The sequence below is a fragment of the Corynebacterium sp. LaCa54 genome (assembly GCF_046717495.1).
Classification (GTDB): Bacteria; Actinomycetota; Actinomycetes; order Mycobacteriales; family Mycobacteriaceae; genus Corynebacterium; species Corynebacterium kefirresidentii.
The window spans coordinates 1,690,974-1,706,775 of the sequence record NZ_CP177115.1 but is presented as its reverse complement, the minus strand read 5'-3'; the positions used below and the strand labels follow the sequence as shown (position 1 = coordinate 1,706,775).

Here is a 15,802-nt window from a genome sequence, read left to right as displayed (position 1 = left end):
GGGCGGGCTTGGCTCAGTAGGCTGGAGGGCATGAGTGAATTTAGCCAGATCAGCCAATGGCCCGCGGATACGGTGGCCGGTGCTTTGCTGCACCGCGGCGAGGTCATAGAAACGGTAGGAGATACCGCCCGCGAGTTTCCAGTGGCATCGGTGACCAAGCTGGTTGCGGCCTATGGCGTGATGCTTGCCGTGGAAGAAGGCGCGGTGGAATTGGGGCAGCCGGCCGGTCCGGAGGGCTCGACCCTGGAACACCTGCTTGCACACGCCTCTGGCATTTCCTTTGACTCCCGAGAGCCGCAGAAGCCGGTAGGCGAACGCCGCATCTATTCCTCGGCCGGTTATGAGTGGGCCGCAGATACCGTGGCCGATGCCACGGGCATGGACTTTGCCGAGTACCTACGCGAGGGTGTACTTACCCCGTCGGGCATGGATTCCACTCGTCTCGAAGGTTCGGCCGGTCACGGCTTGGTCTCCACGGTGAAAGATTTGGCGGCCTTTGCTGCGGAAGTCCAGGATCCGCAGCTGCTGCACCCATCCACCGTGGCCGATATGCGCCGCGTCCATTTTGGTGGCCTGCGCGGCATTGTCCCGGGCTACGGCAATTTTAAAGATTGTACCTGGGGCCTTGGTTTTGAAATCCACGGCGACAAAGAACACTGGATGGGCGCCCTGCCTGCCGACGCCGTCGGTCACTTTGGCATGTCCGGCACCTACCTCTGGGTGGCCGGCGAGTATGCCATGGTGGCGCTCACGGACCGTGACTTTGGCGAATGGTGCAAGCCACTCTGGCACGATACGAATACCTCCATCTGGAACGCCTTGTAGGCGTCCGGACTCGGCGGAGCTAGCGCCTCCAGTGCGCTAGCGCGTGTCTATAACCTTTTATCGGGGAAGCGGCACGGTGGAAGGCTCCCCCGCAGGGTGGGAAAATCGAGGATTTTTGTGCGGTAGGGGCCATAAAACTTGGGATCGCGGCGTGCCTGTAACTAGCCGCTGTTGGAGGTAAGTCAAATAGGGTTTTCGCGCCCATGAGCAGGCCGTCTGGTGGAGAATATAGAACAAGCCTAGGGAGTTCACAGAAAAGGCCAAGTTTCACATTAATAACACTGGTTTCACCTACAACTTTAGTCCCAGTCTGTACCTGGGGTTGAGGTTTAGCAAACGGGGGTTGAAGTGAAAGTTGAGGGTTGTAGGGGGAGGTGTGACGCAGGAAAATTGTGTGCAGACGCATCAGACAGTTCGTTGGGGAAGACGAAGCTCGTCTTGCATCGCGCCGGGCCGGCAGGCCTCGTGCGGTGGTGATCTATGTCGAGGGAGAATCGGCTATGAATACGTGCGTTAACCCTGCGCCGGTTGAACAGCCGGCCTCCACCTCCGCGTGGCCCTCCGTCAACGGTGGTGCCACCGTGGTTACCGGTGTGCTCAAGATTTCCGGGATGCCGCGCTCGCTGCGCTCGGAGATTGAACGCGCCATGGATCGGTGCATCCGTACCGAGTCGGAATTTATCATTCCGGGCGATGACCCACTGACCGCTCAGTGGTGCACTCGCTGGTTCCGGGATGGGCTTTCTGTCGCGGCGCTTGCTCGAGGCGGCAAAGCCTGTGCCCACTCAGACAGCGGTATTGGCTGCCACCAGGTGCTGACCGGCACCCGCGAAGAGCTAGATGCGCTGGACTGCGTCGTGCGCTACCTTGCGCAGCGCCACGGCTTTACTGCTGCCGTGCGCCTGCCGTAGAAAGCACAGGGAGGGTGGACCAACAGCTGCTGGTCCGCCCTCCCTTTTCCTTTTGCCATTAGTAGGGCCGGTTGAGGGCGGCCTATTCCTCCTCGGCGAAGGGATCAAAGATTTTGTCCGGCAGCTCGGCCACTGATTTCAGCACGGCAGAAGGGCGGTAGGGGTAGCGAGAAATCTCTCGGTCATCGGAGATGCCGGAGCGCACCAAAACTGTGCGCATGCCGGCCTCGAGACCGGCCTTAACGTCTGTATCCATGCGGTCACCAATCATCACCGTGTGCTCCGAGTGGGCACCAATATGATTGAGCGCCGAGCGCATCATGACTGGGTTGGGCTTGCCCACGTAATAAGGCTCGCGGTTGGTGGCGGCGGTAATCAGTGCAGCCACGGCACCGGTGGCCGGCAATACTCCTTCCGGGGCAGGGCCGGTGACATCTGGGTTGGTGGCGATAAAACGAGCACCATTGCGGATGAGGTTAATCGCGTTCGTGATGGCCTCAAAAGAATAGGTGCGGGTCTCACCAAGCACCACAAAATCAGGGTCATCGTTGGTAAGGATCCACCCAGCCTCGTGCATGGCGGTGGTAAGGCCGGATTCACCCACTACATAGGCCTTGCTGGAGCTTACCTGGCTGGAAAGAAAATTCGCGGTGGCGGTGGCGGAGGTCCAGATGCGCTCGGCAGGAATATCCAAGCCGGTATTGCGCAGGCGGGCAGAAAGATCCCGTGGAGTAGACATGGAGTTATTGGTCAGCACCATGTACTCGATGTCATTATCCTTGAGCGCTTGGATAAATTTATCGGCGCCAGGGATCATCTCGCCTTCTTTGATGAGTACGCCGTCCATATCGGATAGATAAGAAATCATTGGTGGTCCTCCACATACTCGGCAATATCGCCGATGGTTTCGCAGTTGAGCATCGTTTCCTCAGAAAAACGCACCTGGAAGGTCTCTTCCGCGCGCACGGTCAGCTCCACTAGATCTAGCGATTCGACGCCAATATCCTTCAGCCGCGTATCCCGGCTCAGATCTTCCTCGGTACCGGTGACCTTGTTTATGAGCGCGAGGAGCTGGCCGAGCGTATCGCGCTCCGGCTCCTTTTCCGGCGCGCTCGCGTTGAACTTTGCCTGTAATTGAGCGCTGAGGTCGTTTGCCATGCCCACCAGTCTAGTATTGATCCCGTTATGGCATTGAGAAAACGTTCTTCCGTTGTGGCGCGTAGTTGGCTCAAGCGCCTGCGCCCCTCGCACCGCGCCGAGCTAGAAAAACTCTATGGCGGATTGCATGATCCCTCCACCGAGCCGGGCCTTACCCAGGTCAGCGCTTCCGGCACTGTGGAACACGATGGCCTAGATATTGCCTGGTACGAGGTGGGGCGCGAAGACGCGCCAGTAACCGTGGTCTTCATTCACGGCTATTGCTTATCCGCGGAAGCCTATTATGACCAGGCCAATTATCTCCGCGGTCGCAATGCGCGTGCACTCTTGGTGGATTTGCGCGGGCACGGCCAGTCCTCCACGGTCGCCCCAGAGGAGTGCACCGTTGATACGGCGGCTGACGACGTCCTCGCCGTCATTCGAGAGCGCGCTCCCCGTGGCAACCTGGTCATCGTCGGCCATTCCCTGGGCGGCATGGTTGCCTTAAACCTCATCCGCCGTGCTCCAGCCGAGGTTTATGAGCGCATCAAGGGCGCGCTGCTAATTTCAACTTCGATGCGCCGCTTTGCAGCAAAGGGCGTAGCGCAGATTCTGCAGTCGAAATCTCTGCATGCGCTCTACCGCCTCTGTCTGCGCCTGCCTGGTCGCGTCGATAGCGCGCGCTTTGAGGCCGCCCGGTTCATTGCGCCACTTTTTGCTGCGACCTTGGCCGGCTTTCCACAAATGGAGAAGCTGCAATTTCACGTTGCCATGCTTCTCGATACCCCCTTGGCCTCCTACTCCGGCTTCTTCGACGACCTTTTGGAACACGCCGAGTACGGCGCCGCCCCACGGCTGGCGAAGCTCAAGGGCGAGGTGGTAGTCGGAACCGCCGATATTGTCACCCCGCGTTCACAATCCGAGGTGCTCTGTAAGCATTGGCCCGCCGCGAACCTGCAGACGGTGGAAGGCTCCGGACACATGGTGATCCTCGAAGACCCCGAGGCTATCTCCGCGGCCCTTGGCCGCGTCCTTGATGCGATATAGTGCGATATAGACGGGCCGGATGCATAAGCCCGTTTGCTGGGTACGCAAAAGGCGCCGCGGCGGGGAAGCCGGCGGCGCCTTTCTTGTAGCGCGTGGCGCGGGCCTAGCCAGCACCAAAGCGGGGATTAGTCTTCGATGTGGGTGGTCACGGTCGGATCATCCAGCTTGAGATCCTTGGCTGCCTTCTCCACAACGGAGCGCTCAATCTTGCCCTCGCGAGCCAAGCCATCGAGCACTGCGACGACGATGGACTCGGCGTCGATATTGAAGTAGCGGCGAGCGCCCTCGCGCGTATCGGAGAAGCCGAAGCCGTCCGCGCCCAAGGTGATGTAGGTGCCTGGGACATACGGGCGGATTTGCTCCTGCAGCTCGGTGGTGAAGTCAGAGACACCAACGAACGGACCCTCGTAGCCCTTGAGCTGGGAGGTAGCAAAAGCCTCGCTCGGCTCCTCGCCCTTGCGCAGGGCTTCCTTGTTACGGCGGGCGCCGTCGCGGGCCAGCTCGTTCCAGGAGGTGACGGAGAAGATGGAGGCCTTGACATCGAAGTCGTCGGCAAGCATCTGCTGTGCGCGCAGCGCCTCGTGCACGCCTACACCGGAAGCCAGGATATTGGCAGCAATGGAGCCGCCCTCTGCGGTATTGAAGTGGTAGATGCCCTTGTGCAGGCCCTCCACGTCCAAATCCTCCGGCTCGGCCGGCTGGTGTACCGGCTCGTTGTAGACGGTGAGGTAGTACATGATGGCCTCGTTGTCCTTGCCATACATGCGCTCAATACCGCGGCAAACCAAGTGGGCAACCTCGTAGCCGAAGGCCGGGTCATAAGAAACCACGGCCGGGTTGGTCGCAGCCAAGACAGGGGAGTGGCCGTCCATGTGCTGCAGGCCCTCACCGGTCAGGGTGGTGCGGCCGGCGGTTGCGCCAATGATGAAGCCGCGGCCCATCTGGTCGCCGGCTGCCCAGAAGGCATCGCCGGTGCGCTGGAAGCCGAACATCGAGTAGAAGATGTAGAGCGGAATCATGGCCTCGCCCTGGGTAGCGTAGGACGTTGCCGCAGCGGTAAAGGAGGCAGCGGCGCCGGCCTCAGAAATACCCTCGTGCATGATCTGGCCGTCAGTAGCTTCGCGGTAGGAGAGCATGAGGTCATGGTCAACCGGCACGTAGTTCTGGCCACGCGGGTTCCAAATCTTCATAGTCGGGAACCAGGAGTCCATACCAAAGGTGCGGGCCTCGTCCGGAATGATCGGCACGACGCGCTTGCCCAGCTCCTTGTTGCGCATAATTTCCTTGAAGGTGCGCACCAAGGCCATGGTGGTGGCTACTTCCTGCTTGCCAGAGCCCTTGCGTACGGAGCGCAGCTTGTCCAACGCCGGTGCCTCGAGAGGGGTGAAGTCCTCGCGGCGCTCCGGCAGGAAGCCGCCCAGTTCTTTGCGGCGCTCCAGCATGTACTTGATCTCCGGGGAGTCCTTGCCTGGGTGGTAGTACGGTGGCAGGTACGGATCCTTTTCCAGCTCCGCATCGGAGAAAGGAATTTCCTGCTTATCGCGGAAGCGCTTCAGGTCATCCAGGGTCAGCTTCTTCATCTGGTGGGTAGCGTTGCGGCCCTCGAAGTTGTGGCCCAAGCCGTAACCCTTAATGGTGTGCGCGAGGATGACGGTTGGCTTGCCGGTGCCCTTGTTCTCCAGCGCGCGAGCATAGGCGGCGTAGACCTTGCGGTAATCGTGGCCGCCGCGGCGCAGTGCCCAAATCTCATCATCGGAGATGTCTTCTACCAGCTTGGCCGTGCGCTCATCGCGGCCGAAGAAGTGCTCGCGCACATAGGCGCCATCGTTGGCCTTGAAGGTCTGGTAGTCACCGTCAGAGGTGGTGTTCATGACGTTGACCAAGGCACCTTCGGTGTCCTTTTCCAGCAGCTTATCCCAGCCACGACCCCAAATGACCTTGATGACCTCCCAGCCGGCACCGCGGAAGAAGGATTCTAGCTCCTGGATGATCTGGGTGTTGCCGCGCACCGGGCCATCGAGGCGCTGCAGGTTGCAGTTGACCACGAAGGTGAGGTTATCCAGCTCGTAGAGGGAAGCGATCTGCAGCAGGCCGCGAGATTCTGGCTCATCCATCTCGCCATCGCCCAAGAATGCCCACACGTGCTGCTTGGAGGTGTCCTTGATGCCGCGAGTCTCCAGGTACTTATTAAAGCGTGCCTGGTAGATAGCGTTAATCGGGCCCAAGCCCATGGACACGGTGGGGAATTCCCAGAACCATGGCATCAGGCGTGGGTGCGGGTAGGACGGCAGCCCCTCGCCCTCGCCACGGGATACCTCCTGGCGGAAGCTATCAAGGTCCTTTTCAGTCAGGCGGCCTTCCATGAAAGCACGTGCGTACATGCCCGGTGAGGCATGGCCTTGGAAAAAGACTTGGTCGCCGCCCGAAGGATCATCCTTGCCCTTGAAGAAGTGGTTCAAGCCCACCTCATAGAGCGGGGCAGCACCCGCGTAGGTCGAGATGTGGCCACCTACGCCAATTCCTGGGCGCTGTGCACGGTGCACCATGATGGCCGCATTCCAGCGGATCCAGCGGCGGTAGCGCTTTTCCAGTTCCTCGTCACCAGGAAACTCTGGCTCCATGGAGGTTGGGATGGTGTTGACGAAGTCCGTGGACGTCAACGAAGGCAGTTCAACGCGCTTAGCGGTAGCGCGCTCGAGTAGGCGCAGCATCAGGTAGCGTGCGCGCTCCGGATCGGAGTGCTCCAGCAGACCATCGAGGGAATCCATCCACTCGCGGGTCTCTTCTGGATCATTATCGTGAAGATACGATGCAACGCCGTCGCGGATGAGCGGGAAGTTGGAGTCGCCCTTGGTGGCGTCCTTCTCGGCCATTTAAACCTCCTGTATAAGGGTCTGCACAGTTTGCTTACTAGGATACGCGCTCACAGATCCACAATGGTTGTGAAGCCCGACTTAAGGGGACGTGCGGTACGTTACATCGTCATAACCAGTATCTTTACCGGGTTTATTGGGGTAAAAGAGGGTAGTTTGCAAACTCTGCGGAACTGGGCGAAGTGGTGGGAGGGCCTGCAAAATGGGGGAATTGCGCCCCTTAGGCGGGTAAAAGGGGCCGGTGGGCGTTAAAATACTTCTATTAAGCCGCGATTTACCCGCAGGATGCGGGGGATGCGCGGACCGGACATTCACCAAATTAGGAAGGAAATGCATAGTGGCTGACGCTGCAGTCAAGCTCGGAATCAAGGAAGGGCAAATCGCCCTAGAGCTTGGTTGGGACGAGGATTGCGATACCGCGATCTCTGAATCGATCGAAGCCGTGCTCGGCGATGATTTCTTGGAAGAAGAAAATGACGAGCTGTGCGATGTAGTCCTTCTTTGGTGGCGCGACGAGGATGGCGACCTTGTGGATGGACTCGTTGACGCGAGCCGTCCGCTGGCCGATAACGGTGCGGTCTGGCTGCTTACCCCGGGTGCCGGAAAGCCTGGCACCGTAGAGCCAGGGCTCATCTCTGAGTCCGCTCAGCTGGCAGGCCTAGTGCAGACCAAGGCAGAGCGCCTAGGCGAGTGGCAAGGCTCTTGCTTGGTGCAGCGCGGATACACCAAGAAGTAGGGCTTTACCTGCCGATTTGTGTTGCTCTAGCAACCTGCGCTACTGTTTCTAACAGCGCAAGAGCGCATGCGGCTTTAGCTCAGCTGGAAGAGCAATTGGTTTACACCCAATAGGTCGGGGGTTCGATCCCCTCAGGCCGCACAACACAGACCGTCTCTCGGATTGATTTCCGGGAGGCGGTCTTTTCCGTATGCATGGGCACGGGCTAGCCCGGGAGGGACTCAAGGCTTAAGGCGCCTGTGGGCCAACTTTCGGCCACGTTGTGCATGGCAGTTGGGGAAGTAGCCCTATTAGCGTGGCTGCTTCTTAGGCTTCGGCTAAGTACTCAGGCACTTCAGCCACGGCTGCGGGTTGTCGGCTTAGTAGCGCTCGCGGCGGCGCTTATTCAGCTTGGCGTAGTGATCCGGCTTCGAATCGCCGTAGCGGGAGCGATTGCGGCGGCTGGCAGCGTGCGAGGAGGACGCGGCGGGAACGGCCGTGGAATCGTCGTTTGCGGGCGCATGCTCGCTGGGCACGGAGTCAACGCCGGCCGTTGGTTCTGCGGGCGTGTGGTCCGCAGCGGAGGCGTCACTAGAGGCAGGCTCGGAGGGGGTAGAGGCATCGGCGTCGAGGGCGGCGAGGGCCTCTTCCTCTTCGCGCAGGCGGCGTCGCTCACGGATTTCGGACCACACGAAATAGCCCAAGCCCAGCGGGGCCATGATGCCAAAGGCAATCCATTGGTAGCCATAGGAGAGGTGGTTGCCGCGGTCGAGCTGCGGGATGGGCATGGGGTTGAGCACGCCGGGCTGGTCCGCGGAAAGCTGGATGTAGTCGTGGGCTAAGGGGGCGTCGATAAGCGAGGCAATCTGCTCCGTGTGGATGGAATAGACCTGCTGGTAGCCCTCCTGCTTAATGGGTGCGGACGGGTGCTCGGCCTCGTCGGCGCGGATCATGCCGGTAATAGTGGTCTCGCCCGAAGGAGCGGCGGGAATATCCGGCACGGCGTTGGCCTCGCCGGCCTTGACCCAGCCGCGGTTAACCAAGATGGTCAGCCCGGAATCGGTACGGAAGGGGACCAAGGACTGGTAAGACGGGCCAGACTCGGCTGGGCGCAGGCGCAGCAGGACTTCATCCTGCGGCAGGTAGCGGCCGTGCAAGGTGGCGCGGGACCACTCATCGTCTTTGATAGCGCCGTGGTCATCCACGAGGTCTTCTACCGGCTGGGGGTCAGCCTCATAGGCGTGAGTGATGAGCTCGTTGCGTTCCACAATGTCATCGTCCTTGCCCAGCTGCCACGGGGCGAGGACGGTAAAAGCGAGGTAGGAAAAGGCCACGACGAACAGCAGCAGTAGAACCCAACCCGGCTTAAGGAACGTCTTTAGCATGGGGCCTAGTTTAGTCGTGGTGAGCGCGAATCCAATCCAGCAGGCCAGGTACGGCGGCCTCGATATTGTTGCGGGTGGTTTCGAAATCGGCGGCAGAACCGTAATACGGGTCTGCCACGTCCGCGTCTTCCGGGGAGTTGGGATCGAAGCTGCGCATCAAGCGGATCTTGTCCGGGTCGATGCTGCGCTCAATAAGGGCGTCGCGGTGGCCTTTGTCCATGGCGATGAAGAGATCAGCATCCATGTGCTCAGGCCCCAGCTTGGCCGCGCGGTGGGAACCACCATCGTGGCCGCCGCGGCGCAGCTCGGCAATGGCGCGCGGATCCGCTCCTTGGCCCACATGCCAGCCGCCGAGGCCGCAGGAGTCCACGGTGGCGACAAGGTCAAGCATGTCCTTTTCCATCTCATCGCGCGCGATGATTTCTGCCATGGGGGAGCGGCAGATATTTCCGGTGCAAACAAAGACGAGGTAGAGGCCGGAGCGGGCAGCGGATTCGGTCATGCGGAAAACCCCTTCGCGCGAATAGTACTGTGGTGCGGAAGATAGGATATAGCAGTAGTAACTATTCCATGAAACGAGCATAAAGGAGTACCTCCATGTCCGCTGTGAGCGTGGGCGATGTCCGCCGCGTACTCGATGAGGCCTACCCGCCGCACCTGGCGGAAAAGTGGGACGCCGTGGGGCTTATCTGCGGTGATCCGACCGCGGAGGTCAAGCGCGTGGCTTTTGCCTTGGACTGCACCCAAGCGGTAGCGGAGCGGGCGGTTGAACTCGGCGCGGATATGCTCGTGGTCCACCATCCATTGCTCTTGCGCGGGGTGGAGTCCGTGGCGGCCGATACGCCCAAGGGCAAGGTCATACACACGCTGCTGAGCAATGGTGTTGCGCTTTTTGCGGCCCATACCAATGCCGATAAGGCGCGGCCGGGCGTCAACGACAAGCTCGCGGAGCTGGTGGGCATTAACCCAGGCCGGCCCATCGTGCCGGAGCCCCAGGGCGTGGATAAGTGGGGCGTGCACGTGCCGGTTGCCGCGGCCGAGGAGGTGAAGCAGGCGCTTTTCGACGCCGGCGCGGGCCACATCGGCGTCTACTCTCACTGCTCCTTCGATATCGCCGGCACGGGCCAATTCCAGCCGGAAGAGGGAGCAGACCCGGCGGAGGGAGAAATTGGCGCCCTGCACCGCGGCGAGGAAATCCGCGTCGAGTTTGTCGCGCCGGCCGCGCTTCGCTCCGCCTTGTTGCAGGCCCTGCACGCCGCGCACCCTTATGAAGTACCGGCCTATGACATTACGGAAACCGCTGGCCACCAAGACCTGGATAAGGCGCTCGGCCTCGGACGCGTAGGAGAGCTGCCACAGGAGATGACCCTGCGCGAGTTTACCCAGCAGGTGGCCAATGCCCTCCCCGAGACCGCCTGGGGTATCCGCGCCGCCGGGGATCCGGAACAAAAGGTGCGTACCGTAGCGGTTTCTTCCGGCTCGGGAGATTCCTTCCTCTCCGCGGCCGCGAAGCTAGGCGTAGACGTGTATGTCACGTCGGATCTGCGCCACCACCCGGTGGATGAGCACTTGCGTGCCGGCGGGCCGGCCGTCATCGATACCGCCCACTGGGCCAGCGAATTTCCGTGGACGGCCCAGGCGCGCGATATCGTAGAGAATGCTTTAGAACTGGATACGGAAATTATCAGCCTGCGCACCGACCCGTGGACTATCTCTGCGCACCCAAAGGAGTCATAAGTGAAACTATCGCAAGAACTACAGCCGGTACTGCTGGAGCTGGCCAACCTGGAACGCTCGCAGGGCCATGGCGCGAAGAAGGAAATCCCGGAACAAGCCGAGTATGACAAGGCTAAAGAAGAACACAAGCGCCTACTGGATGCTTCCGGCTCCGCGCAGATGGCCGTCGATGACATGGAGACTGAAATCCTGCGCATCCAGGCCGATGAGCGCAAGCTGCGCCAGCGCGAGCGCGATGATAAGCGCCAGCTAGGTGCTGCCGTAGATCCAGAAACGCGCAAGGACCTAGAGCACGATCTCTACGCCGCCAAGTCCCGCATCGCAGATCTCATGAGCGAGCTACAAGAAGCACATAATGAGGTGCACGCGCTGCGTTCTAACCTGGACGTGCACGGTGCGCGCGTTTCTGAGTCCGAGCGCAAGCTGGAAAAGCTGCGTCGCGCGGCCGAGGCGGCACAGGAGGCGGCTGCCAACCAGGAAGACCCGGCCGTGCGCATCGGCGAGTTGCGCCATCAGCTGCCTGCCGGGGTACTGAGCGAGTACGATACCCAGCGCGAGGAAAACGGCGTGGGCGCCGCCCAGTTCAAGGCCAACCGCGCTTGTGGCGGCTGCTTCATTGTCCTGCCGCCGGCGGAGCAAAACGCGGTGCGCAATGCCCCGGCCGATGAATTGCCGCAGTGCGGCGATTGCGGCTCCTACCTGGTGCGTTTGGTCTAATGAAGGTCATTATCTATGCCGATGGCGGCTCCCGCGGCAACCCTGGTGTGGCCGGTTCCGGCACCGTTATTTATGACGGCAGCGGGCAGCGCATCCTGCGCGAAATCGTCTACGTAGTAGGTACCAAGTCCACCAATAACGTCGCTGAGTACAACGGCTTATTGCGCGGCCTGGAAGCCGCCACCGAAATGGGCGCTACCGAAGTGGAGTTCCACATGGATTCCAAGCTGGTGGTAGAGCAAATCAACGGCCGCTGGAAGATAAAGCACCCGGACATGCAGAAGCTGGCCCTGCGCGCCCGCGACTACATCAACGGCTTTTCTTCCTTCAGCTTGGACTGGGTGCCGCGCGCTAAGAATAAGGTGGCAGACGCCCTATCCAATGACGCCATGGACGCCGCGGCCGCCGGACATCCTGAAGGCATCGTTGCCGGGGAGGAAGATACTGCCGAACCGGCACAGGCTACGGAACACGACACCACCGCGCCGCATCCCACCGATTGGCTTGGGGACCGCGGACCTACCACTCGCTTTATCCTGCTGCGCCACGGGCAGACGGACATGTCGGCCGCTAAGCAGTACTCCGGGCGCGCCAACCCGGGGCTTACGCAGCTCGGGCAAAAGCAGGCGCTGGCCGCAGCCCAAGCGCTTGCCGACGCCCACCTTGATGCCATCGTCTGCTCGCCCCTGCGCCGCTGCCAAGAGACAGCGGCGGCCGTGGCCAATGGCCGCGATATCGAGGTAGAGACCGTGGAAGGACTCATCGAGGTGGACTTCGGCGCATGGGAAGGCAAGACTGCCGCCGAGGCCCACCAGCGCGATCCGGAACTGCACGAGGAATGGCTGCATGACGCGAGCGTCGCCTGTCCGGGCGGGGAATCGCTGCAGGCGCTAAACCGCCGCGTGCGCACTACCCGAAAGGAGCTACAAGAGCGCTTTGCGGGCAAAACCGTGCTGGTAGTAAGCCACGTCAATCCGATTAAGTCCTTTATCCGCCAGGCGCTTGATGCCGGGCCGGCTACCTTTGGTCATCTCTTTTTAGACCTGGCTGCCATTTCCCAGGTGGAATTCTGGGAAGGCGGCTCTATGGTGCACGGATTTAACGATGTGGGCCACCTGGCAGGCCTGCGCTAGAATAAGGAACGCGAATGAGCCGGCCGGGTGATCGCGTCGCTTCATACGGGCAGCGAGCTGCTGCCGCGTGGGCGCCGAGGAAAGTCCGGACTCCATAGAGCACGGTGGTTGCTAACGGCAACCCGGGGAAACCCGCGGGCAAGTGCAACAGAAAGTAGACCGCCTTGTGCCTCCGCTTGAGCTTCGGCCCAAGTTGGAGCAACAAGGTAAGGGTGAAACGGTGCGTTAAGAGCGCACCAGCACCGTCAGTGATGGCGGTGGCTGGGTAAACCCCACCGGGAGCAAGGCATCACGGCCCCGCCACGTTGCGGGGCCCGATCAGGCGTTTTAAGGCTGCTCGCTCGAGCCTGAAGGTAGCTGCTGGAACCAACTGGCAACGGTTGGTCTAGATGGATGTTCACCGCACGGTGCTCCCTTGGGAGTGCCGCGATTAGACAGAATCCGGCTTATAGGCCGACTCATTCGCCCCAAGACGTTTATGGTGGTGGACATGAAGCTCTACGCCGCCCCGCTCGATTTCCGCGCCATTGCCGCAGAATTTTCGGTAGCCACCGATTTTCCGGCTGCGGTCACCCACCAGGCCGCCCACGCGCAAGACCGGTATGCCGACTCGCGCCGCGACGCCCGCGATATTCCCTTCGTAACCCTCGATCCCGCCGGCTCCATGGACTTGGATCAGGCGGTTTACCTGGAAAAGCGCGATGGTGGCTACCGCGTCTTTTATGCCATTGCGGATGTCGCCGCCTTTATTGAGCCCGGCAGCGAGCTGGAGCGCGAGTCCTTCCGCCGCGGCCAGACTATTTATCTTCCCGATGCGCCAGCTCGCCTGCACCCGCCCGAGCTTTCCGAAGACCGTGCCTCACTGCTGCCTAAAACCGATAAACCGGCCGTGCTGTGGACCTTTGATCTAGATGACGCCGGTGAGGTGGAGTCTTTCCACGTCGAGCGCGCGCTCATCTACTCCCAGGCCCGCCTGGACTATGAGGGCGCGCACGCGGACTTGGCGGCCGGTAACCTGCACCCGTCTATTGCATTGCTGCCGGAGGTGGGACGATTGCGCCAGGAGTCCTCCCTGCGCCGCGAGGCCATTTCCTTGCGCCTGCCCTCCCAGCGCGTAGTGGAAAATTCTGATGGCACCTTTGAGCTCATTATCGAGCCTCGCTATGAGGTCATGGACTATAACTCGGAGATCTCTCTGCTTGCCGGCATGTGCGCGGGACGCCTCATGCAGGAAGCGGGCGTGGGTTTTCTGCGTACTTTGCCCGCCGCCGAACCGGAGCACGAGCGCCAATTTCGCGCCGAGGCCCAAGCCCTGGGCTTTGCGCTTGGCGATGCCCCCATTCCCCAGTTTCTCCTCACCGTCGACGCCGATTCCCCACGCGGCATGGCAGTCATGCGCGAGGCCCAAAGCCTCCTGCGAGGCGCCGATTATGCGTGGCTAGGAGAGCAGGAAGCGCAGGTGCATGCCGGGATAGGCGGCTACTATGCACATGTGACCGCGCCGCTGCGGCGCCTGTCCGATAGGTTCGCCACCGAGGTTTGTCTAGCCCTCTGCGGCGACTACGAGGTTCCCGGCTGGGTGGGGGAGCGCGCCACGGAGGTCATTGGCGCAATGCGTTCTACCTCGCAGCTTGCCTCCCAAGTGGATAAGGCCTGCCTCAACCTCACCGAGGCCACCGTGCTGCGCCCCTGGCTCGGCACCAATTTCCCGGCCACCGTCGTAAGCGGCGATGCAAAGCGGGACAAAGCTCGGATTTTTGTGCCGGAGCCACCCGTCTTCGCCCAATCTGTAGGCGCGCCAGAAACCGGCAGCGAAACCACAGTCTCGCTGGTGACAGCGGATACCGATTCGCGCGAGGTACTCTTTGCGTGGCCTGCTGACTAGCTGGTGAGGCTACTAGCTCTCGCCGCGTGCGGCCTCGCCCGGCTGTAATTCGACTACGAGCAGGCCATCGTCTGCCAGGTCGGCCGCAAAATTATGCGCGCTCTTCGCCGGCACGTAGGCAATGACTGCGTTCGATGTGCCCGCGTGTGCCGAACGCCCCGCTACGGCACCGCGGACCGTGACTAGCTCGGCGAGTTTTTCTGCCGAGTCCAAGCCGTAGATATTGGCCAGGGAGGACTGTGATTGCAAAAGGATGGGGAAGAGCTCCGCGCCGCGGTGCGAGCGCAGGAAACGGGTGAACTTTTCTACCCGCTGGGTTTCTTCCTCATAAAAGGCCATCCATTCCGTAGCGGCGCTGATGCTCGGGTGCCCCTCCTCGCCGTAGACCTTGTGGACGGCCTTGAGCCAATCGAGGACGCGCTGTTGGGCGTCTGGAAGCAAGCGCAGCGAATCGGTGCCAAAGGAATGGCAGGCATCATCAATAAAGCGCTCCCGCTGGCGGATATCGGCGATGGCCTTTTCTTCCTGCGCGGAAAAATCTTCCGGCACCGCCACCGCGAAGGCAGCTATCTCGCGACCAACAAGGTGCGGTGCGTGGGTGACAGAACCGTCGGCGTAATCCATGATGCATACGCCCTCACCCGTGCTGCGCAGAGCCGCGCTATGGCGGGCACGCAAAGGCGGCCGCGCACCAAAGGTAGTAACGGCCTGGGTGCATACATCTGCCACCCGGGCCCTTAGCGGCGCATCCAGGTCCGCATCAGCCCCCATGAGTGCCAGCGCTACCGCGACGTCCGCGGCGGCATCCGCACCCAAACCAGCACCTTCCGGAATGTCGGAGGCGATGGTGATATCCGCACCGGCTGTCTCACGAGAGAGCAACTGGCGGTTAATCATCGTGTGGACAATGCCACCCACGCGGGCAGCCAGCCCTCCCTCCGGAGCCGGCGGAATGATTGGCTGGCCCTCTGCATCCGTGGTGGGTTGTTGCGCTGTTGCCAGCTCTGCGAGCGCTTGCAGGCTTATCGAATCATGGGCAGGCTCACCTTCTGCCGGGTGAAAATGTACCGCTACCACGCCATCGGTGCGTGAGCTTACTGCCGCAGCGGCACGTAGCTTGTCCACGCACATGGCAACAATGCCGCCGAAGTGGTCAATGTGTTCACCAATAAGGGGCCACGTTGCCGGCGCGCTAGCGGTATGAGTTGGAGCGCTGCCCGTGAGATCAGTATGTGCTTGGGCGGCGCGCTCGGCTACAGGCTCTGCAGGCGTTGACCACAGTGGCATGGGTGCTAAAGCTCCTTTTCCAGGTTCTGGGACCAGTAGTCTTCGTTGCTACTCGCACGCGGCGGTGCGCTTAAAGCAACGAATGCCCGCCATCTTTTGGTGCGGCGGCGGGGAATACGACATGGAATCGTATAAAAGAAATGTGCTGCC

At 61.2% G+C, this 15,802-nt stretch carries 14 protein-coding genes, 1 tRNA gene and 1 other RNA gene; 10 read left to right on the top strand and 6 right to left on the bottom strand.

Annotated elements, in window-relative coordinates; translation table 11 throughout:
• Positions 1-30: 30 nt before the first annotated feature.
• Complete coding sequence (locus ACLI1M_RS08290) at positions 31-825, top strand: serine hydrolase domain-containing protein (protein WP_023021124.1); 795 nt, start codon at positions 31-33, stop codon at positions 823-825.
• A gap of 500 nt (positions 826-1,325) precedes the next feature.
• Positions 1,326-1,736 (top strand): hypothetical protein, encoded by a 411-nt coding sequence (locus tag ACLI1M_RS08285; protein ID WP_051138330.1) that lies wholly within the window; start codon positions 1,326-1,328, stop codon positions 1,734-1,736.
• A gap of 82 nt (positions 1,737-1,818) precedes the next feature.
• On the opposite strand, the gene ACLI1M_RS08280 is transcribed toward ACLI1M_RS08285, so the two are convergent.
• Positions 1,819-2,604, bottom strand: coding sequence for an HAD-IIA family hydrolase (locus ACLI1M_RS08280; RefSeq protein WP_023021126.1), 786 nt, complete (start codon positions 2,602-2,604; stop codon positions 1,819-1,821).
• Positions 2,601-2,894: an acyl carrier protein gene (locus ACLI1M_RS08275; RefSeq protein ID WP_239204490.1), complete on the bottom strand. Its 294-nt coding sequence runs from the start codon at positions 2,892-2,894 to the stop codon at positions 2,601-2,603. The genes ACLI1M_RS08280 and ACLI1M_RS08275 overlap by 4 nt, the downstream gene beginning before the upstream one ends.
• 27 nt (positions 2,895-2,921) lie before the next feature.
• On the opposite strand from ACLI1M_RS08275, the gene ACLI1M_RS08270 reads away from it, so the two are divergent.
• The gene (locus ACLI1M_RS08270) at positions 2,922-3,920 is read left to right on the top strand and encodes an alpha/beta fold hydrolase (RefSeq protein WP_023021128.1); all 999 of its coding nucleotides are present in this window, start codon (positions 2,922-2,924) and stop codon (positions 3,918-3,920) included.
• A 125-nt stretch (positions 3,921-4,045) separates the two neighbouring features.
• Here ACLI1M_RS08270 and aceE read toward each other — a convergent pair whose 3' ends face one another.
• A complete protein-coding gene (aceE, locus tag ACLI1M_RS08265; RefSeq protein ID WP_248099847.1) occupies positions 4,046-6,793 on the bottom strand; it encodes a pyruvate dehydrogenase (acetyl-transferring), homodimeric type in 2,748 nt (915 codons plus the stop codon).
• A 337-nt stretch (positions 6,794-7,130) separates the two neighbouring features.
• On the opposite strand from aceE, the gene ACLI1M_RS08260 reads away from it, so the two are divergent.
• Both ACLI1M_RS08260 and ACLI1M_RS08255 read left to right on the top strand, forming a co-directional pair.
• Positions 7,131-7,529 carry a DUF3052 domain-containing protein gene (locus ACLI1M_RS08260; RefSeq protein WP_023021130.1) on the top strand — a complete coding sequence of 133 codons (399 nt, stop codon included), beginning with the start codon at positions 7,131-7,133 and terminating at the stop codon, positions 7,527-7,529.
• A 68-nt stretch (positions 7,530-7,597) separates the two neighbouring features.
• Positions 7,598-7,670, top strand: a tRNA-Val gene (locus tag ACLI1M_RS08255).
• A 218-nt stretch (positions 7,671-7,888) separates the two neighbouring features.
• Here ACLI1M_RS08255 and ACLI1M_RS08250 read toward each other — a convergent pair.
• Both ACLI1M_RS08250 and ACLI1M_RS08245 read right to left on the bottom strand, forming a co-directional pair.
• Positions 7,889-8,893 (bottom strand): SURF1 family protein, encoded by a 1,005-nt coding sequence (locus ACLI1M_RS08250; RefSeq protein WP_200288830.1) that lies wholly within the window; start codon positions 8,891-8,893, stop codon positions 7,889-7,891.
• Positions 8,894-8,903: 10 nt separating this feature from the next.
• Positions 8,904-9,395, bottom strand: a complete 492-nt coding sequence (locus ACLI1M_RS08245) for a low molecular weight protein-tyrosine-phosphatase (RefSeq protein WP_034655439.1) — start codon at positions 9,393-9,395, stop codon at positions 8,904-8,906.
• A gap of 95 nt (positions 9,396-9,490) precedes the next feature.
• Between ACLI1M_RS08245 and ACLI1M_RS08240 the strand changes: the two genes are divergently transcribed.
• From ACLI1M_RS08240 to ACLI1M_RS08220, 5 genes are all read left to right on the top strand, one after another.
• Positions 9,491-10,630: a Nif3-like dinuclear metal center hexameric protein gene (locus tag ACLI1M_RS08240; protein ID WP_248099848.1), complete on the top strand. Its 1,140-nt coding sequence runs from the start codon at positions 9,491-9,493 to the stop codon at positions 10,628-10,630.
• Positions 10,631-11,347, top strand: a complete 717-nt coding sequence (locus ACLI1M_RS08235; protein ID WP_023021134.1) for a zinc ribbon domain-containing protein — start codon at positions 10,631-10,633, stop codon at positions 11,345-11,347.
• Positions 11,347-12,480 (top strand): bifunctional RNase H/acid phosphatase, encoded by a 1,134-nt coding sequence (locus ACLI1M_RS08230; protein ID WP_248099851.1) that lies wholly within the window; start codon positions 11,347-11,349, stop codon positions 12,478-12,480. Before ACLI1M_RS08235 ends, ACLI1M_RS08230 begins: the two co-directional genes overlap by 1 nt.
• Positions 12,481-12,495: 15 nt before the next feature.
• Positions 12,496-12,945: RNase P RNA component class A (gene rnpB / locus ACLI1M_RS08225), an RNA gene on the top strand.
• Between the two features lie 25 nt (positions 12,946-12,970).
• On the top strand, positions 12,971-14,365 hold the full coding sequence (locus ACLI1M_RS08220) for a ribonuclease catalytic domain-containing protein (RefSeq protein WP_239204450.1): 1,395 nt from the start codon (positions 12,971-12,973) through the stop codon (positions 14,363-14,365).
• Positions 14,366-14,377: 12 nt separating this feature from the next.
• Here the strand turns inward: ACLI1M_RS08220 and ACLI1M_RS08215 are convergent, their stop codons facing one another.
• The gene (locus tag ACLI1M_RS08215; protein WP_411706501.1) at positions 14,378-15,652 is read right to left on the bottom strand and encodes a galactokinase family protein; all 1,275 of its coding nucleotides are present in this window, start codon (positions 15,650-15,652) and stop codon (positions 14,378-14,380) included.
• Between the last annotated feature and the right edge of the window lie 150 nt (positions 15,653-15,802).

Coding starts and splice junctions, on each gene's coding strand:
- ACLI1M_RS08270 (WP_023021128.1), top strand. CDS start 2,922: ATGGCATTGAGAAAACGTTCTTCCGTTGTGGCGCGTAGTTGGCTCAAG.
- ACLI1M_RS08215 (WP_411706501.1), bottom strand. CDS start 15,652: ATGCCACTGTGGTCAACGCCTGCAGAGCCTGTAGCCGAGCGCGCCGCC.
- ACLI1M_RS08250 (WP_200288830.1), bottom strand. CDS start 8,893: ATGCTAAAGACGTTCCTTAAGCCGGGTTGGGTTCTACTGCTGCTGTTC.
- aceE (WP_248099847.1), bottom strand. CDS start 6,793: ATGGCCGAGAAGGACGCCACCAAGGGCGACTCCAACTTCCCGCTCATC.
- ACLI1M_RS08245 (WP_034655439.1), bottom strand. CDS start 9,395: ATGACCGAATCCGCTGCCCGCTCCGGCCTCTACCTCGTCTTTGTTTGC.
- ACLI1M_RS08275 (WP_239204490.1), bottom strand. CDS start 2,894: ATGGCAAACGACCTCAGCGCTCAATTACAGGCAAAGTTCAACGCGAGC.
- ACLI1M_RS08220 (WP_239204450.1), top strand. CDS start 12,971: ATGAAGCTCTACGCCGCCCCGCTCGATTTCCGCGCCATTGCCGCAGAA.
- ACLI1M_RS08280 (WP_023021126.1), bottom strand. CDS start 2,604: ATGATTTCTTATCTATCCGATATGGACGGCGTACTCATCAAAGAAGGC.
- ACLI1M_RS08290 (WP_023021124.1), top strand. CDS start 31: ATGAGTGAATTTAGCCAGATCAGCCAATGGCCCGCGGATACGGTGGCC.
- ACLI1M_RS08285 (WP_051138330.1), top strand. CDS start 1,326: ATGAATACGTGCGTTAACCCTGCGCCGGTTGAACAGCCGGCCTCCACC.
- ACLI1M_RS08230 (WP_248099851.1), top strand. CDS start 11,347: ATGAAGGTCATTATCTATGCCGATGGCGGCTCCCGCGGCAACCCTGGT.
- ACLI1M_RS08240 (WP_248099848.1), top strand. CDS start 9,491: ATGTCCGCTGTGAGCGTGGGCGATGTCCGCCGCGTACTCGATGAGGCC.